We start from the raw sequence: 22,614 nt of genomic DNA, 5'->3' as shown, positions 1-22,614 counted from the left end.
GAAATGTTAGCTAGGCGAGTTTTAATTCACTAAAGAGCTCAAATAACTGGTTCGATTTATACGGCTTAGGTAAATAAGCATCCATGCCTGCCGCAAAACAGTTGTGGATGTCTTCTTCCAAAACACTCGCAGTGAGTGCGATAATCATCGTTTTTTCACGTCCTGCTTTCTTTTCCCAACGACGAATTTCTTTCGTCGCGGTCAGTCCATCCATCACGGGCATCATGCAGTCCATTAAAATTGCATCGAATTCTTCTCCCTTTGTGATGGCTTCTAACGCTTCTTGACCGTTGCTTGTTATCAAATAGTCATAACCTGCTTTATCCAGAAAAAAACTCGCTATTTTCTGGTTCATCAAATTATCCTCCGCAATTAAGATCCTCCGATGAGAGCGCGACGCTCGATATTCAGAGCTGACAACATTATTGGTGACATTGTCACTTGATATAGTCTTTTCAACCTTAGCTAAATCATCAATGACATGCTTAAATCGATTGCCAAGGAAAGGTAATGTGAGTACGGCATGTACTTTTTCTGCATTTTCGTAGGGAGTGGATAAATGATGCTGGCAAATAATCACACGGCGAAGATCGTAATTAAATGATAGATTATCCAAGATTTCATCGGTATTAGCGTCGTTACTGTGGCACAGAAATATGACATCAAAGTCATCATTTATCGCTTGCACTTCATTCACATTATTAACACCAAAGAGATTGATTTTCGCTAAGCGACACTCTTTTAATACTTGGTCGGCGTAGTCGTAATTTGAGCAGATCAAAAGCCCTTTATTAATCATCTCCGAACGCCAGCCAAACACCGGAATTGCTTCAACCTCAATCGAGAATTCAAAGCATGTGCCCACTCCTTTTGTAGATGTTGCTACGAGCTTGCCCCCCATCATCGACACAAGCTGACAACAAATTGCCAAACCCAACCCTGTGCCGCCAAATTGCCTCGACACTCCTTCATCTTCCTGAGTAAAGGGTTCAAAAATCGTGGTTAACTTATCTTGATCAATGCCTATTCCGGTATCTTCTACTTTAAACGTCAGCACTCCACGTTCTTTCTCAAGTAACTCCTCATAACTAACATCAACGCATACATGCCCACTTTCGGTAAACTTAACCGCATTCGATACCAGATTCGTAACTACCTGTTTGACACGATGATCATCGACCATCACGCGAATGGGGATATTTTCAGCTAAATTAATACCTAACTTTAGCTGTTTAGATGTTGCTTTGGATTGGAATAAAATCATCGACTGATACACGACTTCTCGGATATCCGCTTCTACTAGTGACAGCTCCAATCGTCCAGACTCGATTTTAGAGAGATCCAATATATCGTTAAGTAAAGTGAGCAGTGTTTGAGATGAGGAGTCAATGTCATCAACAACTTCTTGTTGATGCGAAGACAACTCACTTTGAGAGAGTATTTCTGTCATGCCCATGATCCCGTTAAGGGGCGTGCGTATTTCATGTGACATGTTGGCAAGAAACACAGATTTTGCACGATTAGCCGATACTGCTGACTCTTTTGCATGCAGTATTTCTTCAGTTTGTCTCTGCATTTCTTCAACCACTCGATTCACTTGCTGAGCAAAAATGGTCAGTTCATCACTTCCATCAACTTTGACTTTTGTTTGCTTCTCTTCGGAGTTGATCAACGCGTTTAAAGTATGAATGATCGCATCGAGTTTGCTGTTAACTCGGAACCAAGTACTAAATCCGAGCCAACAAAGCAGGATAACCACTAAGGCGACGCCAAAACTGATCATCGCTATATTGGCCTTTTGTTCATGAATCTGCGTGAGAAGCGACTGCTCAGTTTGTTTGGTGAACCCATCAATGAGCACTTGTAAGCGCTGCACACGAAAATCGAGTTCTTTTAAATACGCGGCGTAGTCACTTTGTGACATGTCTCCTGACATTAATTGTCCACGAGACGCCAAGTTTCTCTGATATCTCGGCGAAGTAAACAAGCCAAGCAATTTATCCACTTGCTCGTATGACCCACCTAAGTTTAAAAACGCATCCAAATTTTGCTGCTGTCGGTCAATCGCCTGATAAAACATACTTTGACTTAGCCAACTCTTAGGGTCTTGGACTAAACGGTTCGTCAGCCAAGCTTCTTTCTGTGTCCAAAAAGAGAGCTGAGCAAAGTAGGCAATAAAATTTTGCATGCGAATGCCATCGTCACTGCCATACCATTGATGATTTTGCAACAAAGAGCGCGACATATTTTGGAGCTGTTGAAATGCCCAATCACCCAGGTCGTCCATCTCACTCAATCTACCTGACAATACCCCCAGCATGGCTTCTTTCAGTTCATCAGCATACTCAGCAGTATTAGGGTTACTCACAAACTTTTGATGCAAAGAAGAAATAACTTCACCTTGCTCTTCAATATTAATGGCTGCAGAGACTTGAAGATCAGGCTGTCGGCGTACTTTCTCTATGGAGTAAATAAAGTGGGAGGCCTTGGATATCAATTGGAAACCTTGAATATTGCTAACCGTTTGATTGAGACGGCTCACGCGCAACGCATTATCAGAAAACTGCTGAACTGCAAATACCACTATTACCACAGCGGGTAATAGTGCGAGGAGTGCTAAGCGTGTTTTTATTGATAATCTCAACATCCATCAGCCTAATGGTTGATTTCATCCGTTTATTTAATATTAGACTAGTTTCTTGCATTGAAAGGCATATACGACATTGTTACTTTCAAACAACATTCACCTACCTAGACTATGGTTATTGTGAGTGTTTTATCATCGGCTAATGCAGTAAAAATTGTGATTTAAGTCATATTTTTTGATCTTAAAGTTGGATGCAAACAATAAAGTTTCACTCACAACTAAGAGTCGCATCACTTTTCAGGAAATCATCTATTGTATGTTTACCTATTGAGTTGCCTTGTCGAGTCAAATCACACAAAAATGCAAAATATCCATTTTTGTCAACAAAACTAATTTGAAAGCAAACGTTATCATCGCAAAAAAAGTAAGTTACTTTCTAAATGTCAATACGTGAAAACCACTGCTTTAGTCACATTAATCCACCACTAACGTCCCCTTAAGTAGTGTTTTACACTGGATTTAATTTTCCTAGCAGAATAAGGACTCCGACCTTAGAATCCGCACACATAACTATTACAACCCGATTACATAACCCACCACACTCTTGCACGCTGCCGAAGAGGCAACAGCAGAGAGTATGGTTAGCCCCCAAAACGTGAAAGGTCTAATACAACAATGAGTCCAGAGAAATATCTCCAAGACTGGCAAACTAGCCAAACGATTGCTGAATCTATTTCCCCTCTAATTGGTAAGCTATATCGTCAAAAAGGAATCGAAGTGGTTCTGTTTGGTAAAACGCTTATTAATGCTACTACTATAGACATTCTCAAAACTCATCGCGTTGCAAGACGTTATACCGGTAACCCACTTTCGCTTGAGCACACGATGCCTATTATTCAAGCGCTTTGTGAAATGAGCATTTCTTCATGCCGTGTCGATGTTGGCCAATTGGCAACTATGTACTGGAATGAACATGACGATACAAGCTCTCTAAACGATTTCCTTATCACTGCACTTGATGGCGCTCGCGACGCAGATTCTTCATTGAAAGCGCGTGATGTGGTTCTTTACGGGTTCGGTCGCATTGGTCGACTACTTACTCGCCTTCTCATTGAGAAAAGTGGTCCAGGTTACCCACTAAGACTACGTGCGATTGTGGTTCGTGGCGGTAAAAAAGGCGATTTGGGTAAGCGTGCTAGCTTGTTGCGTCGTGACTCAGTTCACGGTCAGTTCAACGGTAGCATTGTTATCGATGAAGAGCGTAAAGCACTGATCGTTAACGGCAACTACATCCAAATCATCTACGCAAATAACCCAAGCGAAGTGGATTACTCAGCTTTCGGTATCAATAACGCGCTAGTTGTTGATAACACAGGTGTTTGGCGTGATTCTGAAGGCCTGAGCCAACACTTAGCGTGTCAAGGTGCAGAGAAAGTACTGCTAACAGCACCAGGTAAAGGTGACATCAAAAACGTTGTATTCGGTGTAAATGAGTCGGTAATTAAAGAAGATGACACCATCATCTCTGCGGCAAGCTGTACAACAAATGCAATCACGCCAGTCCTTAAGGCTCTGAACGATAAATATGGTGTTCTTTCTGGCCATATTGAAACCGTGCACTCATACACAAACGACCAAAATTTGATTGACAACTTCCACTCTGGTGACCGTCGCGGACGTAGTGCTTCACTAAACATGGTTCTGACTTCAACAGGTGCGGCAAAAGCAGTTGCTAAAGCATTGCCAGAGCTTGCAGGCAAGCTAACAGGCAACGCGATTCGCGTACCGACACCAAACGTTTCTATGGCAGTCGCTAATCTAAACTTAGGTGAAGACGTAGACCGTGATTCACTGAACGATTACTTGCGTGAAATGGCGTTGAACTCTGAGCTTTCGGCACAGATTGACTACACCGATTCAACAGAAATTGTATCAACTGACTTAGTTGGTTCTCGTCATGCAGGCGTCGTAGATGGTCAAGCGACTATCGCACAAGACAAGCGTTGTGTACTTTACATCTGGTACGACAACGAATTCGGTTACAGCTGCCAAGTTGTGCACTGTATGGAACAAATGATGGGTGTTCGTTACCAAACATTCCCTCGATAGGTGAACTTTGCTCCACAACGTTAACCACATAGCGTAGCGGACAATATCTCATATTTGTTCTAAATAATAAGCGCCATGCGCATTACTAATATTTTTCCCCGTTTATACGCCTGATCACCCTCAGGCGTTTTTTCGTTTCATTCATTTGACACTCTCCGGACAAAGTGAACGTCAGCATTCATGTTTTGTTCATGTTCACAGCATTAATCTGAGCACATAAATTACAGAGAGGTCATGATTATGAATCGGATTATTGTAACTGCACTAGCACTGATTACCGGCTTTTTTACGTTAGTATTTAGCTTGATCATTGCGATTCCGTTGACCATCGCAGCATTAATTACCGGCAAGCGTATTGAAAAGCGCGTCAAGAAAATGCAGAGAGAAATGCACGAAGAGTATGAGTTTAATACAGGTAAAGCAGATGCGATTGAAGGTGAATTTGAAGAGGTTCGCCGGTAAGTAAATAAGATTTAGATGAGTTTCTCTCCCCCGACCGCTCCTGAGAAACTTCTTGCTTTCACCCTGTCCTTAAAATGGCAGGGTGCTTTTTTGAAAAGCACAATGTTGAATAAGCACCTAGCGGTTTATTGCTTTATCTTTTTGTTGTTGGAGGCTGTGTAACCAGCCTCCCATAAATCACCATCGACACCAGAGTATGGGTTGGATTCTTTCGGAGCGCCGCTTAGGCAAGCATCTTTGCCTTCCTTCTTAATTTCATCGATGTGATTTAAAACAAAGTCAAAGTGTTTAGGATCAGCCTTTTGTAGTAACCCGTACAAAAGGCCAAAGCCAAGCATCGTAAATACAAACAGTTCAAAAAACACCCAAATGCTCTTTGTTGAAAAGAATATCCAAGCAACGCTGCAAACACTGGTCAAAATTACTACTAGAGCTAGATCTACTATTCTTTGCATATTGCTCTCACCTTCTAAACGGTCATGAAGTCTCTACCCCTTTCATAGGGTAAGTAAGAGGAAAGTCCGTTTTTATCCAATAAAGCACTCTCGACTTAATATGCGACACTGTTAGTATTAACGTTAAGTGGCTATCGTTCTCATTATAACAATGCGTTGGAAAGTAGCTTTCACAGCAAATGAGAATATGAACCAAAGTAACACTATTGATAATATTAATTTTAGCAACGTTTAGCGTCAGAATTACGTAAATTGTGTAAGGGTTACTGAGAGTAGACAAAAAAGCAGCCACACGGGCTGCTTTTAGTATTTCTGTCTTGCGAGCTTGTCTATACCGTTACGACCACTCTAAGAGCCAGCAGCATGAGTACTACCCCTGACAAACGATCAATCAACACTGCCTTAGAGCGAATTCTGTCAACGACTTTAGAGCTCGATAGCACTAGGGTAATAAAGGTGTACCAAAGCCCATCCACAACAAACGGCGTGGCAACAATGATCATCTGATTACTCAAATCATTACCGAGCGCGACAAACTGACTGAATAATGCGATAAAAAACAAAGCAATTTTGGGACTTAAAATCGAGATAAAAAAGCCTTCTCGCGCAGACTGGATTACCGTTGTCTCCTCACCTGACTCCAACTTCGCAGCCACACCACCTTTTGAACGCAAAGCATTAAACCCTAAATACGCAAGATATGCCGCACCCACAAGGCTAATCGTCTTGAACAGCATCGGGCTTTGCTGCAAAACAACAGCGAGACCAATCAAGGTAATAAACGCATATATACCAATGCCAAACGCATGAGCCCAAGCCGTAGCTAATCCATGGATACGTCCACCAGCCAACGAGTGCTTAGCGACAATAGCTAAGCTGGGACCTGGTGACATAGCCCCTAATAAACACACGGTAAAAAGTGATAACCAAACTGTTAGTGTCATAAGAATCTCCCCTCTTTGAAGCTCACTCTATCAACGGAAGAGGTATAATTAGAAATCAAAGTTATTCATACTAATCATGACTTCAAGTCATAGCTAAACGGTGTACGTATTAGCGAATGGAATATTCAGAAATTTGCATTACTGAGCGAATCTCTTCTCGCACCCATTTATGCGCAGGATCCGTGTCGTATTTGGGGTGCCACATTAACCAATATTGATGAATAGGTGTTTCGAGTGGTAATGCTTTATGGGTTAAGTCCCAATGCTTAGCGAGGTTAACGGCAATATGTTCAGGAGCCACCATCAGGTGCTCACTTGCAACTAAGCGATTGATCGCAGCAGAGAAGAATGGAACCTTAAAGGTAACGTGGCGGGTGTGCCCTAGCTCTTTCAATGCTAAATCAGTGTAGGAATCTTTGTCTCCGCCGCCAGTCACTTTGATGTGTGAATATGAAATCAAGTCTTCAATACTGATCTGGTCCTGCTTTGCTAACGGATGAGAAGATTTCATCAAACAAACTGATGAATCCTCACCAATTTTAACGCTCGACACACTCTGTGGTTTTTCTGGATACATAGAAGACGCGATATGGATGCCCGTCTCATGAAGTTTATCAAGAAAGTTGGGTTGCCACAGTCGGTACGCCATATCTAACTGTGGCGCTTGTTCACCCAAGTGAGAGGCAATATCGGGCAATACGTATTGCGCCACGTAGTCACTAGAAGCAATAACAAGCTCACCTTGCCACTGCCGCGGCTCAAAAGGTTGGTCATCGAGTAAATGGTCAAACTCAGCCAGTAATGCATCAAGCTTTGATTTTAACGCTATTGCTCGTGGCGTTGGTATCAGTTGATTACCTTGACGAATAAGCAGTGGGTCACCACACAGATCGCGCAATTGTGCAAGCTGTCGACTGACGGCAGACTGCGTAATGTGCAAACGGTCTGCGGTCCGGCTGACATGACACTCCTCTAAAAGTACATGCAAGGATCTAAGTAGATTCAAATTAATGTTGTTTAACATATTCGCTCAGAAGGGTTTTCAACATGGCATCCATTCATGGTCACTTCACAAACAGGTTCCCAGTCGTGTTAAAGAATTCAGCTAAGACGGTATGAGTCATCAGGTTTCGAAGCTCTGGATATCGTTGAATTTGATCTCTGATTTCGTTCAAGCGAGCCATCGTAGGCACTTCGACAAAAACCATCATGTCCGTCTCACCGCTGATCGCATGACACCATTTTACGCCATCAATTTTGTATAACTCGTCCGCGTATGATTCGCAATAATACGTAGAGGTTGATTTATCGAACTTTAAGGCAAAATAGGCGCAAATCGAATCCCCACCCGAAGGCGCAATTTCAGCGTGATACCCTAGAATCACTTTGTCATGCTCTAGCTTACGAATACGGGCCGTTACCGCAGAACGAGAAAGGTTTACTTTATCCGCAATTTCAGTCACCGACAGCCGAGCGTTGTGCCTGAGCAGATCCACAATCTTATGATCAAACTTGTCCATACCGTTACCAAGCTTTCCTTATTTTTCTCATTCTATACCGATTCTAACTGCATAAGAAACCAACATTTTGTTGGAATTATTTAAAACAACCGTCATATTGACGGTTTAGTAAATCATTTTGTTATTAACATTTTGGATATGCTATTTGGTGGGCATGAGATGAGTGCTGTTATCCATTTCAACAGAAAATAGATAACACATTGAAATCAAATTCCCAACTTAAGTACTCAGCACATAAATAGCATCGCTTAAACACATAAAACGAAATAACCAGAAGCCACAAGCTTTTTCGTAATAAGCCTCATAACATTGGATGAATCAATTCGCATAGAAGAGCTCAAAAAAGACATTTCACTCACATCAGGTATCGCACAGTTATCCACCACATTAATGGGAACGGGGCTGTTTATGATCCCGGCTATCGCAGCAGGTATAGCTGGCCATTTTTCACTATGGGCTTGGATTTTATTGTTCATCGCGATTTGTCCTATTGCGCTGACTTTTGCTCAACTGGGTAAACGATACCCCAACGCGGGCGGAACAGCCTTTTTTGTACGCAAAGCCTTTAACGCCAAACTGGAAAGTAGTGTCGCTTGGCTATTTGTTAGTGTCATTCCGGTAGGGGTTCCGGCCGCGATTGCACTCGCCGCAGGCTTCCTACAACAAATATTGCCAGAGCCTATTAGCAACAATCTGTTTGCACAAGTTCTCACGGTAGTACTTCTTGTGTTCGTCAACTTGATGGGCACAAAATCATCAGGTCATTTACAAACTCTTATTGCTTTGAGTGTCTTCGCACTTGTTGGCGCATTTTTATGGAAAGGCGACGTTAACAACGCCGATCTTGTGATGCCCGCCATCACACAAGAGTCAATTTGGCCTATTACCGCAGCGTTAGGCGTGATGTTCTGGTGTTTTGTTGGCATAGAGGCTTTTGCCCATATGGGGGAAGAGTTCAAAAACCCTCAAAGAGATTTCCCTATTGCCATTGTGGTCGGTTGTTTTGTAGCAGGGGCTACCTATTGGGCATGCTCTGTCGTTATTTTAAAATTTGGCGCGTATGGTAACGCTCAATTTGATAACGCATCCATCCCCTGGCTTAGTGCCCAACTACTAGGCGATGGAGCCAAATGGATAATCAGCTTGATAGGTTTCTCCGCTTGTTTCGCGAGCGTTAACTTATACACACAGAGCCTAGCGCGAATGGTCTGGGCTCAAGCTCGTGAACATCGTCCTTCTAGTCCACTAGCCAAGATTTCACGTCGTGGTGTCCCTTTCTCAGCCACCATATTAGTTGGCGGCATATTATTGATATCTTGTGTGATAGGAACCCTATCACAGCTCGATCTGGAGTTTTTCCTAAAACTCGCGAACAGTGTATTCGTTCTGGTTTACATGTTGGCGATGTTAGCCGCTTTCAAATTGCTTCGAGGATTTGGTAAAACACTTGCGGGACTGTCCCTACTGCTTTGTACCGGTGTTTTTATATGTTTAGGCTGGTCAATGTTTTATGCACTTGGCATTTTTACTCTACTTTTACTGCCTTGGAAACAGTGGCGACATAAGCGACAAACACGTGTAGTTGAATAGTCATCGCTTCCCATTTCGAAATATGTGAGCTAAACGTTGGATACCAGCGTCTATGTTCTCTAACGCGATATTGCCGTAACCAAGCACGGCACCATGCCAGTGACGTGCTTGAAAATCTGGGTATTCATAATAGCTCAAAGGTCGCAAGATGATCCCTTCATGCTCTGCTAGTTTCGTAAAACGCTGCTCATCCATACCGTCTTGCCATTTCAACGTAATATGAAGCCCCGCCGCTTGGCTAACGACGCAAACACGGTCGCCAAAATGCTGTTGAATGGATAAATGCATCTGTTCATGCTTAGTTTTGTACAGTCGACGCATTTTTCGAATATGACGTAATAACCCACCTTCAGTAATAAAATCTGCCAATGCTTCTTGTGTATGCGTCGGCGAATCACCACTTAACGCATCCTTAACCACCAAACATTGCTCTACTAAACGTTCAGGAGCTACAAGGTAGCCAAGCCGCAATCCGTTAAACATCACTTTACTGAAGGAACCCACATACAACACACGCTCATCTCGACCCATTTGAGCCGCTAGCCCCTGTAAGCTGGTATAGGGACGATGAGCAAACTGGAATTCGCTGTCATAATCGTCTTCGATGATCCAACGTGACTGTTCGACTGCCCAGTTGATGATCTTCCCTCTTTGCTCAGTATTGAGTGTGGTGCCCATCGGATATTGATTGCTTGGGGTGATATACAGGGCATCGGCATCGCTTGTGGTCACCGCTTCCACATCAAAACCTAATGTCTCTCTTACGAACAAAGGCTCAAATTGATAGTTTTGGAACTGAATCAACTTCCGCATTTGCGCGTAACCTGGTTGCTCCATCAGAACCTTATCACCTTGTTTGAGCACTACCATCGTCGCAATCGACAACGCTTGCTGCGCCCCAGAGGTAATAATAATGCGCTCTGGAGAACAATTCACTGAACGGCTTGATGCGAGGTAGTCAGCTAAAGCACAGCGCAATGCCCAACTACCCTGAATATCTTGATTCCCCAACAAGCAAGTACGAGACATATGGCGAGTGAGTAACTTTTGCCATTGCGCCATCGGAAATGCGTCCAAATCCGGCACACCCGGTGCAAATGCGCGGTTGATATCAAAGTGAGCTTTCGGTGATGAGTCTCTCTGAACTGAACTAGGTTCAGGCAGGTACTGCTCTGGCAGTTCTACGGCAACATAAAAGCCAGAACCTTTTTGGCTGTTCAAGTACCCTTCCGCCACTAACTGTTCGTAGGCAGAAATCACGGTATTCCTACTTAGATTAAGCTCTTGTGAAAGCTTCCGCGTAGAAGGCAGCTTCCCATTCTTCACCCACAGTCCTTGAACAATTTTCTTGCGAATAGCCAAAAACAACGCTTGCTGACGCGTTCCTTCACTGTCTTTTAAATGTAGGTCACCGATATCAATCAAAGACAAACTGGATCCATCCATTAGTTAAAACTGGCTCTCTTTAAGCTACCAGTTAAACGCTACATTGCAATCAAAGAATGAGGATAAATCGCTCGTAATCGTGAGCAAGCAAGGAGAGAAAATGCTATCCAACACCAATAGAACGGAAATTAAGAAAGGCGCACATAAAGCCGTCTCTGATGTTAGCAAACTGCACGCCATCATAGATGAAAGCCTAATCGCTCATATTGCGATAACCAACGAGTCAGGCCCTGTGGTCATCCCTATGCTGGCATGGCGTGTCGATGATTACGTGTATATCCATGGTGCCAACAACAGTCGACTGTTACGCTCACTCAAACAAGGAGTGCAAACGTGCTTAACCTTTACTTTGTTTGATGGTTGGGTATTGGCTCGAAGTGCGTTTCACCACAGTGCGCATTATCGCAGTGCTGTGGTCTTTGGCCAGTTTGAGGTGGTGGAAGATAACCAAGAGAAAGACAGGTTGCTGAATCACTTTATTGAACAGATCGCTCCGGGGAGAACAGAACAAATCCGTTTGAGTAATGAAAAAGAACTCAAAGCCACCATGCTGCTGCGTATTCCACTCACAGAAGCATCGGTGAAAATCAGCAATTTTGGCGTCAACGACGATGCGGAAGACATGGACATCCCTGTTTGGGCAGGTGTCCTACCCTACCAAACCGTCGTAGGTCCGCTGCAAGCTTGTGACGATTTGTATGAAGGTATCGCAGAGCCAGACTACCGCAGTGCCTACTCTAACCGTTGGCAGGAATAAGCACCGTAAAACGTGCGCCGCCTAAGTGACTCTCGCCGACAGAAAGCTCCCACCCCAGTTGCCGCGCTGCACTGGTAGCGATGGCAAGCCCTAAACCAAAGCCTTTCATGTCGGCGTTGCGGCTTTTGTCTAAGCGCGAAAATGGCATAAATACTTCTTCTCGCATCGCCTCAGGGATGCCCGGACCATCGTCCTCAATATCGATGCTCCAGCAATCCGCTACCGTTCGAATCGTCACCTCAACGCAGGACTCACCATAACGCTTGGCGTTTTGCAGTAAATTATCGAGGACAAGGTTACCCAAAGTAGGCTGAAAGTGAATCAATTGGTTCGCGAGTTTATTTTCTGCTCTCAACATGGCGGACTCTAAGCCTAGGTAATTCATGCGGCTTTTACACCAAAGTGGCAGTTCCATGGTTTCAACAGAATCGATCCATGAGTGGTTTTTCACACTCAAGCGAGACAGCATGACAATGTCGGACGTTAAATCCGTCACGACATCAACGTATCGTTCAATATCGTCATGTAACTCTGCCTGCATTTCACCACTCGTGCGTCGAGCTAAATCCGTCGCTAGCTGAATACGACTCAGCGGAGTGCGCACTTCATGAGGAATAGCTTGAGTAAAGATGTGTGTTTGGCGCACTCGTCTCTCAATCTCTTCAGACATGCAGTTGAAGCCTTGGGCGAGCTCTTTCACGGGTTGCGAAAATTGCTTTAGCTCGACTCGCGTATTCAACTCACCAGAACCAAATTGTTGTTGCGCAGCCGTTAGTTGCCGAATTTGGCGGTCAAGACGTCGTACAGGTATGTAAACCATAATGCCTAAACTGCATACAACAACCAAAAGTAGAGTAAGTATAAATACAATCTCAGAATCTTCATTCCAATCAACGTGTGGGCTAAAGAAATCCGTTTTTTCTTTGAAAACTAAACTCTTCGAAGTGTTAGGCAAAGGGAATACCGCAGCATAGGTACTGCCATCAATAAGATAAACAGGTATCCCTTGCATACGGTACAGCAGATTACAATCTCGACAAGGCGGTGATCCGTCCCAGTTTTCAACCAATGTTAAATCAAAGATAAAGAAATCTTGCTTGCCGTTTTCGGTTAACTTCTTGTAGAGAGAATCCGGAGTGCCTCGTTGCTCAATGTATTGATCGACAAAATAAGCACCGTCACTCAAAAAAACACCGACTTCTGTTTTGCGCATGTACTCTTCCCCCATAAAGAGAAACAAAGCAACAGTCAGCGCAAGGCCAGTAACTAACCCCACATATAGACGAGTAAACAGGGAAAACATGCGTCATTTACCTGTCAGCATATAGCCGTGGTGACGTATGGTCTTAATGGTAGCAGTATGGATATGAGCCTTAGAGAATTTCTTCCTTAGTGAGGATATACGCATATCAATCGAACGATCAGTAATGCAGTATTCAATGCCTCTGGCAAGACGGCAACATGATTCACGAGATACTGGTTTATCGACATTCAGCATCAGGAGCTCTAGAATTTCAAACTCAGAGCTCGTTAAACCAATATCTTTTTGCAAATAAAATGCTTGGGAGCGACGAAGACAAAGACTAATGCCATATCGGCTCAGCTTTTCTTCTTCAACGATATCAACTTGACGACAATAGCGACGCAACGCTGCTTCAATACGGGCGAGAAGGATATTGCCTTTTATCGGTTTGGTAAGGTAATCATCAGCACCGAACTTAAATAAGCTCACCTCGCTCATTTCATCATCGGTCGCAGTCAAAACAATGATAATACCATGATAAAACTTACGCGCCTCTTGGCATATTTCTGCGCCATTTTTTCCTGGTAACATCAAATCTAACAGCACTAGGTCCGGCTTGAGCCCCTTAATCGTTTCTAATGCATTTTGACCGTTATCGATGACAGTTACCGTATATCCTTCGGCTTCGAGGTACATTTTGGTTAATCGAGCAATCTCTGAGTCGTCTTCTACCAGTAAGATTGTATTACCCACCATGAATCATTTACTCCACCAATATGATGGAGGGAGTATATCGCTCGTCCTATACTGCGCAACCTACTTAAATGATAATTTTAATAAAACGCAGGCTTACATACGCTTACAAACCATACATATACGATAATCCTAATCATTCTATACCCCTAAAACCATGCAATAACCTGAGGTTTTATTCATTATCAGAATATAGCTTCACATAGAAAATAAAATTCGGAATAAAAATCCACTATATTTTTAAATATATCGAATAATAGGTCTTACCAAAAAACAATATCAACATATATGACTTAGTTTGCTTATATAGACAGGACTTTATGTTGCTTCTAAGTTTCCTGCTCTAATAAAGTCTACGAGTAACATGAAATGAGATATTCCAAATTAACACCTTTAGCCATATTTTGCGCGATAAGTCTAACTGCTTGTGGCGGCAGTGAATCTAATTCGAAACCATCGACAACGACACCTCCAACACCACCAATGCCAACATTGAGCACTGTCACAATCCCAACTGTCGTTTCTACAGAGTTTCCGGCCAAGTTAAAAGTGGCTGCTGATTCGGGCTTCACCCACTATGTGAAAATCTCCCTTTCCGAAGCAAACAACAACGATACATTTCACATTGTGGCTGTTGATGACGGTGCGAATAATGAAAAAATCTTTCGTGCAGCCAAAATCATCCAACACCTTCTCACAAACCAACCAGACTCTAAGTACGGTGCTGACAAGTCTCGTATCGCTAAGACATTAGCCGAGCGTGATGCCACACTAATGCTGACCGAAAACGACGAACAGAATGATGAGATGTTAACCAAAATCTTTATCAACGAACTGATTCGCCAAGGCAAATTGAACGATGCAGTTACAAGCTCGGGCTTAGCACACTCTTTTGATACTAGTTCTCTAGAAAAGTTTGTTGTAAGCATGATGGTACTTAACGAAGATGATATGGATACACTTGTCACATCTATCGCGTCAACATTAGTAACTAGTAAAGAAACACCAAACTGGCTAAGGAATAGCCAATCTTTAATGTATCGAGAACTGACAGTTGAAGGCGATTGCCATTACATGAGTAATTTTGCCGATTACTGCGCCAATCTTGGTAAAAAAGCCGAACGAGACGCCGCTTTTGAAGAAATTTTACACTTGGTCCAAGCGCAAGGTATTGCACCTAACACGGCGACTGCGGCACTGCAAAATGACATTCAAGCTCATGCGTTAAGCATCTATAACGATATTCAATCGGGCAAACCGACGGTGTGGCGCCCTACTCAGTATGACTGGGACGATTGGAAATCGGACGACTTCGACCCTGAAAGTGTGAAACAAACGGGCCCTTCATATTCTCACGAATATTTTGCTGCCGCTTTTGAAGCTTACATGGGTGTAGCAAAAGCAAACGGACATGGTTTAGATGGCTACCAAGCGTTAACGCGTGAAGAAATGCAAACCCAAGATCCACAAGCCGTTGATTGGATCAGTGGCTTATTCCACGGATACTTGCAATATACCGCGAATATCGACTCTGCGGGCGTCAAGCTCTACACAGAAAAGACAAGTCCAGGCACAGTACCTACCTTCCGTATGGCTCCCAACAAAGACGGTTTGATAGAAGCGTACACCTACAAATCTCAGTGGCTAACAAAAGTGAAGATCATTGGCGGCGACGCGATGAATGTGATCGGTAATGATCAAAACAATACTTTTGAAGGCAACAGCAAAGACAACAGCATTTATGGTGAAGGCGGTATCAACACCTATATAGTGCCACACAAACTGGCGGAATGTACTGTTATCAAAGCAAAGAGCGTTTCTGTTGAGTGCCCGAGTACAGGCACTGACGAGTTGTACGACATTCAGAACATCCAATTCACCGACCAAACCCTAGATGTAACCAAGCTATAAAAAATGAAAAACATGAAGAAACTTATTCTATTCGCTCCCTTGCTCCTTGCTGGTTGTGGTGGCCTAGCCGTCATGGATCGTACTGATGCCGTAAAAGCACAACCAGAAATGCTGATCAAAACCGACGGTGATTTTTGGGGATTCGGTGCGGATGGCCATTTTGATTTTGCTGGTAAGTACAAAGGCAAGTATTCACGCAGTGCTTCTAACTCAAGTTGGTTTAACCGTATCTCTTTCAAAGAAGGTTCAATGGGCGCAGAAGTGATTCGTATCGACAGCGGGGAAACTTGGCTTTTGAACTGCACTGGAGGCGGTATGTCGGTTAACTACATGGGCGTCGATTTTGGTGGGAATGATCCTTACACCTGTGACATTACTCAAGATGGTAAAAAAGTCGGTGAGTTTGCGATGGAGCCAAAATCCGCTCTCATCGACATCAGCTTTGAGAAAAAAGAGACAGGCGTAGTGCGTATTGGTAGCACCCACTTTAATGTAGAAACTGTACATACTAGTCCTGACGCCATGATGGCGGTAGACATTCCATTGGGTTATAGCTTTAAGGAAGGCACACAAGAAATTGCCGCAGTGCAGACGAACGGTACCATTGCGGTACAGATGCTCCCTGAACTTAGCGAACAAAAAAAGGATGTAATTGCCATCGGCGCTGTTGCAAGTGCACTAAGTTGGCGTCCTAAGAAATAGCCACCACATAAAACGACACAAAAAAATAACAAAGCCCTCAACTTTGAGGGCTTTTATTGCTTGTACTCATAGAGATAAGTGGAGCACTACTTCTCTAATCTTCCCGTATACTGCTTGGGCGTTAATCCACGATGTTTCTTAAACATACGATTGAAGCTCGCCACATTGGTGTAACCAAGGCGCGTGGCAATGTCATCAATACTCACGCGCTTACTCAACAAACCAGCTGCAATATTACTCAATACATAGCCAGAAACCGTCGAAAAATTGAGCCCTAATTTATGCAAACGACGTTGAAACTGCTGTTCAGATAAATCAAGCAGAGAAGACACGCGCTCTAACGTTGGCAATCCATAATGGCTGCTGTAGTTCACCACTTCATAAATCACTTTCAACTCGTCTTCTGGATCGGGCATATTAAGCAAATCATCCAAATCGGAAAAACTCATCGCTAGACGGCTGTCTTCTCGATGGCTCACTTGGCGAGAAGCTAGTCGGTCATCTCCCGGGATCCATATCTCTGTTTTTGGCTGACTCCATTCCACCTCGCAGCCGAAATATTCCCGGTATCGCTCAGTATTTTTTCTCGAGCCTGAAACCTTGACACGTAAAGGCTGGTAATCTTTGCCAAGAAATTCGCGTAACACCTTAATCATAAATACCGCACAGCGGATACTATCGTGCACCTTTACTGACGTTTCTATAAACGGGTTGTGGTAAGTCCATTTGATGATTTTACCCGACTGTTCGCCAGCAAAAAACGCCCCTGATTGTAGGTTGCTCACACCATAATTCACTCGCCGAATGGTACTGGCTAAATCATTGCCGGAGAATAACCAGCGTCCCACTGGCCCTAGCTTTTGCAGTTCAATACCTCGGCTGAGACTCAACACCACATCCGGGTCACCACTAGCTTGTTCAACACAACGATACCATTCCGCAACGGCTTTTAGCGGGATCAGTGTCATTGGGTTACGAAACACCGATGCTGGGATCCCTAACTCATCCGAGTCCAAATTGTATTTAGATAACGCGAGGTTATGCATGTTTAGAATGCCCATCGCGCGAATAAATCGAACCGTTTTCATGACCAATTACATCAAATTTAATCCTATAGTGATTGAATCTGTCACAAATAAAGCCGTAAATCAAATTCAGATCACAATACGCCAACAGTTTGATAGAGGAGTGTTTAATGAGTTTACTGAGTGTCCCATTTGTCGGTACAGGCGCAGATACGGCGTTACATGTTGTCGCTGCTGTCGTTTTAATCGCGAGTGTCGCGGGCGCGTGTTACGGCTTTTGGAAAATCCATGAATTACCTATCAATAAAGCACACAGCAAAGACCATCATCAGATAGGGCTCATCACTGCGCTTACCTGGATAGGGTTTGTCTGGCACTGGGTTTGGGTGCTAGCCGTGATCTTTGCATTCGTTGATATGGAAAAAGCCATCATCAATCTGCGTGATACATGGAAAAGTAAACCGCAAACAGAAACACAGCCAAAAGAGGAAGCATAATGTTAGAAGGTTTAGCGGTATGGGCACTCTTCATCTATCTGTTGCGTTTGGTTGGCATGCCTTGGAACAAAGCAACCAAATCGTTCGCTTATCTTGGCGGCTTGGGTTGGCTAATGTTCGTCTGGGTAGGTTTGATTAACTTCACCCCGATGGATTTATCCGGCGGTTCTGTCGTGCAGTCACCACACATCCAATTGCGTCCAGATTCAACCAATGTAAAAGGTAAAGTTGACCACATTTACATTGAGCCGAATCAGCAAGTTAAAGAAGGTCAGCTCATTTATGAACTTGACCCAACGCAATACAAAATCGCATTAAATCAAGCGAACGTATCCGCTGATTCTGCTCGCGTTGCATTAGCTACAGCAAAAGGCGACATCGAGATTGAAGAAGCTAACCACGAAGCGCTAGTGCAAGATCTAGAAACATCAAAGAGCCAGTTGGAAGCGGCGAAAGTTGACTACAAATTGCAGAAAAAAATGCTAGATCGTTATGTTGAGCAAAACCGAGTGGTGCACAACACCATCACGGAAAGCGATATCGACAAACAATCGAGTGCGGTTGATATGGCACGTCACAACGTGTTGACCCTTGAGTCTCAAATCAAGAAGAAACAAGTCGATATTTCCCGTGCAAAACTGGCGATTCATAAAGCGGAACTTGCAGTTGAAACTAAACAAGCCGAACTGCGCCAAGCTGAAGAGCAAATTGCAAAAGCGCAATGGGATTTGAATAGCACAAAAGTTCATGCCCCAACAGATGGCTTTGTCACCAACTTTATCCTGCGTGAAGGTCAGCGTGTATCAATGATGCCGCGTATCAACATGTACACCAACGAAAAGTACGTACTAATGCGAGTGAACCACCAGGCGATTCGTAACATCAAACCGGGTCAGCCAGCGGAATTCTCTTCGTCCGTTTACCCAGGTAAGATCTTCTCAGCGACCGTCGAAGGCATTGTGGAAGCAACAGGTGAGTCACAAGGTAATCTACTGGGTTTCGATGATTCCGTACGTGTCACCACTGGAAAGAACTTACAGAACAAACACCACTTTGTTCGTCTTAAGATTGATGAGCCAGAAGGCTACGACATCCCTGTTGGCTCTGTTGGCCTCGCATGGGTCAGCGGTGAAAAACCGATAGGCTTCATGGCCTTCTTAGATGTGATTCGCGGGATCATCATCCGAATGAAGTCTCAACTGTACTTCTTCTACTCTATCTAAACTCGCAAACCGCCAGTTACGCTGGCGGTTTTCTTTTCATTTGTATCCAAACATATCCTTTTCCCGTATAACAATTAGTTAGTAAATAGCGGAAAAGATTCATGTCGGCAAAGGAAAGAAGCCTACCTACCCATCGCATCTCAAGATTCAGCAAGTTCGCTTCACTTGCTACCCGTGTCGCAGGCAATGTGATTGCAGAAGGCACGAAGCAGATAGCCAAAGGCAACAAACCAAAAGCGAAAGACCTCTTGCTGACGCCACAGAACATCGCGCGCTTAACTGACCAACTTGCTCACCTGCGTGGCGCTGCAATGAAGCTTGGTCAAATGCTATCAATGGATGCTGGTGATGTTTTAGAACCTGAACTTGCCGATATTCTTTCCCGTCTTCGTTCCAACGCAGACCCAATGCCTGCAAAACAACTCAACGCAGTAATGGAAAGTTCGCTGGGAACGAATTGGAAAGCTGAGTTTCTGTCATTTAACTTCAAACCAATCGCCAGTGCATCAATAGGACAAGTGCACCAAGCTTACAGCGATGCGGGCGATAACCTAGCCGTCAAAGTGCAATATCCGGGCATACGGAAAAGTATCGATAGCGACGTCGATAATGTCGGTACACTGCTCAAGGTCGTTGGGTTGATTCCCGAGTCTGTCGACTACAAAGGATTGCTCGAAGAAGCGAAAAAGCAGCTACATGACGAGGCCGATTACGCACGAGAGGCACAATTTGCCATTCGTTATCATGACGCTTTGAAGGAGCACCCTCATTTTGTCGTACCGAAGATTCATACTGAAAGTTGCTCAGACTCCGTTCTCGCGATGGAATTCATTGATGGTAGCCCGATTGAGCAAATCGAACATTATGATCAGAGTACACGGGATTTTGTCATGCACAGCCTACTCGAATTACTGTTTCGAGAGCTGTTCGAATTTAAGATGGTACAAACCGACCCAAACTTCGCCAACTACTTATATATCGAAAACACTCGTCAAATCGGCTTGCTAGATTTCGGGGCGACCCGCGAATACAGCGAACGGTTCAGTACCGGCTATCGCCAAGCTTTTGCGTCTGTCGTGAATAATGACGAACAAGGCTTAAATGATGCGCTTGAACAAATAGGCTTCTTCAGCCAAACCATCCTTCCAGACCAGCGCCAAGCGATTCTCGATCTAGTGAAAATGGCATGTGAACCGATGTTAGTTGATGAGCCTTATGACTTTAAAGCCAGTGGCTTAGCACAAAAGCTTCGCGAAGCTGGCACTATTTTAAGCATGGAACAAGAATACTGGCATACTCCACCAGCAGATGCCCTATTTTTGCACAGAAAAATAGGCGGAATGTACTTGCTGGCAGCCCGTATTGGCGCAAAAGTGAACATTCGCCAATTGGTACAGCCATATCTCACCATCAACAGCAAATAGCCTATTGTTTTTCTGTTACTTTCAAGTACCTTGAGCAAGGTTAAGATGCATAGTTGTGCATCTCAATAACATGCCATACTTCCATAAAACGAATTAACTATCGGGGTGCTCGGTGAGCAAGTTTCAAGATCTCTCCACTCTAATCCAGCAAATTGGCCAAGCCGAAGAAGCGGATCAAGTCGCAACGCTCAATGAATCTATTGAAGCGGGCCTCGAGCCCGGCGCGGTTGCCCTGATTCTAGAAGCATTTCCAATCGACGATCGTGTTCGCTTATGGCGAGCTTTACCACTAGAGCTACATATCGACGTGTTAACGGAAATGCGTGCGGACGTACGTTTCTCTATCATCAATGCGTTATCTGAAGTCGAGCTAAAGCTCACTCTCGCTAAACTCGACAACTTGTCGCTCATCGAATGGGCCGATTCGTTGCCAGAGTCGATCATCAACGAAGCGCTCTCGTTGATAGAAAAAGATGAGTTGGAACTTTACGATCAAGCAAACGAGTATGCTGATGAAGAACTCGGCCACTGGGCTGAACGTAAGATCATCACCCTGCCCTTCAACATTACGATTGGGACAGCTAAGCAGTTAATGGAGCGCTATAGCTACGACACGCCTCAACAGGTGTATCTGATTAATCGTAATAAACAGTATCGTGGAACGGTCAACTACTTCGATATCTTACGTGGTGACCCCGATACTCGCTTAAAAACACTCGTTATTGAGGCTGTGACGGTTCTAGACAGTAAAATGATGCTTCCTGAAGCGGTAGAGGCATTAGAACACAGCGCACTGCCCGCTCTCCCTGTAACTGATGCAGACCAAACACTGATCGGTGAAGTCGATTGGCAGTTTGCATTGAGTACACAGCGTGAAATCTACGAAGCACGTTTGATGGCCGGTACAGGTATGGATGAAGGCGATGACTTGTTTGCGCCAGTATTAAAAAGCTCGCAAAAGCGCGGTGTTTGGTTAGGCATCAATTTGCTTACTGCGATTTTGGCGTCTGTCACTATCGGACTATTTGAAGATGTAATTGCGCAGGTGGTGGCTTTGGCGGTGCTCATGCCAATTGTTGCATCCATGGGGGGCATTGCTGGCAGCCAAACGCTCACTCTAATGATTCGTGCGATGGCGCTTAATCAGATCACCCCAGGTAACCGCTTCAAGCTTTTGAAAAATGAGTTGGGTATTGGCTCTCTGAACGGCATTGCTTGGGCGTTAATCATCGGCGGGCTCGCCGGATTGTGGTTTCAATCTCCGGTTCTTGGGGGAACCATCGCGCTGGCCATTATCGTCAATATTATTACCGCAGCTTTATTTGGTGTGCTGATTCCCATTATTCTGGATAAGTTTAAATTGGACCCCGCTTTGGCTGGCTCGGTGATTCTAACAACAGTGACAGATGTAGTTGGTTTTTTCGCCTTTTTAGGAACGGCGAGTTTAGTCATGCTTTAAAAGGTTCATTGTTTATTAATCAATCATTAGCATAATAGAGTCAAATTGCATAACGCAGTTGCAAATTGCAAACATACTCAAACTTTAAGCAACGCATGTCACAGAAACTACGTATTTTAGGGCATATTAAAGTTGGCACAGTAACTGCATTATATAAATCGACCCTTCTTAAGCCGAGGGTCACCTAGCCAACTGACGTTGTTAGTGAACTTGATTTTGTTCACATGTATATAAGCCAATCGCACTCTTTGCGGTTGGCTATTTTTTTATGTGGCTATTGCCCTCTTATCCTCTGACCGAGCTCGGTTGTACTTTTCTTACCCACAACAGATTGTTTACTGTTTATAAAATTCAAATATTCGCCCACTAAACCATTAGAAATACCAGCTTCAACAAAAATAAATCACCTACATAAAATAAAACCAAGAAAACACACCCAAGAAAAGAACAAATAACGTCCAAACCAAAAATCTCATCATGAAATCGTTTTCTTTTCATAGAAATCGA

General features: G+C 43.9%; 19 protein-coding genes. 10 read left to right on the top strand and 9 right to left on the bottom strand.

Going from position 1 to position 22,614, the window contains the following annotated elements:
• Positions 1-10: 10 nt before the first annotated feature.
• Positions 11-2,647 carry an ATP-binding protein gene (locus tag R7Z50_RS01500; protein ID WP_318148816.1) on the bottom strand — a complete coding sequence of 879 codons (2,637 nt, stop codon included), beginning with the start codon at positions 2,645-2,647 and terminating at the stop codon, positions 11-13.
• Positions 2,648-3,262: 615 nt separating this feature from the next.
• Here R7Z50_RS01500 and R7Z50_RS01495 point away from each other — a divergent pair.
• Together R7Z50_RS01495 and R7Z50_RS01490 are read left to right on the top strand one after the other, a co-directional pair.
• Positions 3,263-4,696 carry a glyceraldehyde-3-phosphate dehydrogenase gene (locus R7Z50_RS01495; RefSeq protein ID WP_017819877.1) on the top strand — a complete coding sequence of 478 codons (1,434 nt, stop codon included), beginning with the start codon at positions 3,263-3,265 and terminating at the stop codon, positions 4,694-4,696.
• A gap of 240 nt (positions 4,697-4,936) precedes the next feature.
• Positions 4,937-5,158 carry a hypothetical protein gene (locus R7Z50_RS01490; protein WP_005373607.1) on the top strand — a complete coding sequence of 74 codons (222 nt, stop codon included), beginning with the start codon at positions 4,937-4,939 and terminating at the stop codon, positions 5,156-5,158.
• Between the two features lie 125 nt (positions 5,159-5,283).
• Here R7Z50_RS01490 and R7Z50_RS01485 read toward each other — a convergent pair whose 3' ends face one another.
• The 4 genes from R7Z50_RS01485 to R7Z50_RS01470 all read right to left on the bottom strand — a co-directional run bounded on the left by R7Z50_RS01485 (position 5,284) and on the right by R7Z50_RS01470 (position 8,077).
• Positions 5,284-5,613: a hypothetical protein gene (locus tag R7Z50_RS01485; RefSeq protein ID WP_213915845.1), complete on the bottom strand. Its 330-nt coding sequence runs from the start codon at positions 5,611-5,613 to the stop codon at positions 5,284-5,286.
• Positions 5,614-5,942: 329 nt separating this feature from the next.
• A complete protein-coding gene (locus tag R7Z50_RS01480) occupies positions 5,943-6,557 on the bottom strand; it encodes a LysE family translocator (RefSeq protein ID WP_017819876.1) in 615 nt (204 codons plus the stop codon).
• A 109-nt stretch (positions 6,558-6,666) separates the two neighbouring features.
• A complete protein-coding gene (locus R7Z50_RS01475) occupies positions 6,667-7,581 on the bottom strand; it encodes a LysR family transcriptional regulator (protein ID WP_017819875.1) in 915 nt (304 codons plus the stop codon).
• Positions 7,582-7,621: 40 nt separating this feature from the next.
• Positions 7,622-8,077 (bottom strand): Lrp/AsnC family transcriptional regulator, encoded by a 456-nt coding sequence (locus tag R7Z50_RS01470; protein ID WP_005373615.1) that lies wholly within the window; start codon positions 8,075-8,077, stop codon positions 7,622-7,624.
• Between the two features lie 327 nt (positions 8,078-8,404).
• Between R7Z50_RS01470 and yjeH the strand changes: the two genes are divergently transcribed.
• Entirely contained in the window at positions 8,405-9,667 is a 1,263-nt protein-coding gene (gene yjeH, locus R7Z50_RS01465) for an L-methionine/branched-chain amino acid transporter (RefSeq protein WP_005373616.1), read from the top strand.
• Here the strand turns inward: yjeH and R7Z50_RS01460 are convergent, their stop codons facing one another.
• Positions 9,668-11,113: a PLP-dependent aminotransferase family protein gene (locus tag R7Z50_RS01460; protein WP_213915846.1), complete on the bottom strand. Its 1,446-nt coding sequence runs from the start codon at positions 11,111-11,113 to the stop codon at positions 9,668-9,670.
• Positions 11,114-11,213: 100 nt separating this feature from the next.
• On the opposite strand from R7Z50_RS01460, the gene R7Z50_RS01455 reads away from it, so the two are divergent.
• On the top strand, positions 11,214-11,870 hold the full coding sequence (locus R7Z50_RS01455) for a pyridoxamine 5'-phosphate oxidase family protein (RefSeq protein WP_064369367.1): 657 nt from the start codon (positions 11,214-11,216) through the stop codon (positions 11,868-11,870).
• On the opposite strand, the gene R7Z50_RS01450 is transcribed toward R7Z50_RS01455, so the two are convergent.
• Both R7Z50_RS01450 and R7Z50_RS01445 read right to left on the bottom strand, forming a co-directional pair.
• Positions 11,851-13,173 (bottom strand): ATP-binding protein, encoded by a 1,323-nt coding sequence (locus tag R7Z50_RS01450; RefSeq protein WP_005373622.1) that lies wholly within the window; start codon positions 13,171-13,173, stop codon positions 11,851-11,853. The two genes, R7Z50_RS01455 and R7Z50_RS01450, sit on opposite strands and share 20 nt — an antisense overlap.
• Before the next feature lie 3 nt (positions 13,174-13,176).
• Entirely contained in the window at positions 13,177-13,869 is a 693-nt protein-coding gene (locus R7Z50_RS01445; RefSeq protein WP_005373624.1) for a response regulator transcription factor, read from the bottom strand.
• A gap of 366 nt (positions 13,870-14,235) precedes the next feature.
• On the opposite strand from R7Z50_RS01445, the gene R7Z50_RS01440 reads away from it, so the two are divergent.
• Both R7Z50_RS01440 and R7Z50_RS01435 read left to right on the top strand, forming a co-directional pair.
• Complete coding sequence (locus tag R7Z50_RS01440; protein ID WP_031777160.1) at positions 14,236-15,777, top strand: hypothetical protein; 1,542 nt, start codon at positions 14,236-14,238, stop codon at positions 15,775-15,777.
• A 12-nt stretch (positions 15,778-15,789) separates the two neighbouring features.
• A complete protein-coding gene (locus tag R7Z50_RS01435; protein ID WP_065275176.1) occupies positions 15,790-16,479 on the top strand; it encodes a hypothetical protein in 690 nt (229 codons plus the stop codon).
• 86 nt (positions 16,480-16,565) lie between these two features.
• Here the strand turns inward: R7Z50_RS01435 and R7Z50_RS01430 are convergent, their stop codons facing one another.
• Positions 16,566-17,567 carry an AraC family transcriptional regulator gene (locus tag R7Z50_RS01430; RefSeq protein ID WP_053304538.1) on the bottom strand — a complete coding sequence of 334 codons (1,002 nt, stop codon included), beginning with the start codon at positions 17,565-17,567 and terminating at the stop codon, positions 16,566-16,568.
• 107 nt (positions 17,568-17,674) lie between these two features.
• Between R7Z50_RS01430 and R7Z50_RS01425 the strand changes: the two genes are divergently transcribed.
• From R7Z50_RS01425 to R7Z50_RS01410, 4 genes are all read left to right on the top strand, one after another.
• Positions 17,675-18,001 (top strand): MFS transporter, encoded by a 327-nt coding sequence (locus R7Z50_RS01425; protein ID WP_017635162.1) that lies wholly within the window; start codon positions 17,675-17,677, stop codon positions 17,999-18,001.
• The gene (locus tag R7Z50_RS01420; RefSeq protein WP_054577755.1) at positions 18,001-19,224 is read left to right on the top strand and encodes an HlyD family secretion protein; all 1,224 of its coding nucleotides are present in this window, start codon (positions 18,001-18,003) and stop codon (positions 19,222-19,224) included. Before R7Z50_RS01425 ends, R7Z50_RS01420 begins: the two co-directional genes overlap by 1 nt.
• Before the next feature lie 101 nt (positions 19,225-19,325).
• Positions 19,326-20,648 carry an ABC1 kinase family protein gene (locus R7Z50_RS01415; protein ID WP_158173404.1) on the top strand — a complete coding sequence of 441 codons (1,323 nt, stop codon included), beginning with the start codon at positions 19,326-19,328 and terminating at the stop codon, positions 20,646-20,648.
• A gap of 112 nt (positions 20,649-20,760) precedes the next feature.
• Positions 20,761-22,107 (top strand): magnesium transporter, encoded by a 1,347-nt coding sequence (locus R7Z50_RS01410; protein ID WP_158173403.1) that lies wholly within the window; start codon positions 20,761-20,763, stop codon positions 22,105-22,107.
• The last annotated feature ends 507 nt before the right edge of the window (positions 22,108-22,614 follow it).

It is taken from the genome of Vibrio sp. 1249-1, from assembly GCF_033340495.1.
The sequence above is the reverse complement of the archived record's forward strand: the minus strand, read 5'-3'. Positions and strand labels throughout refer to the sequence as shown.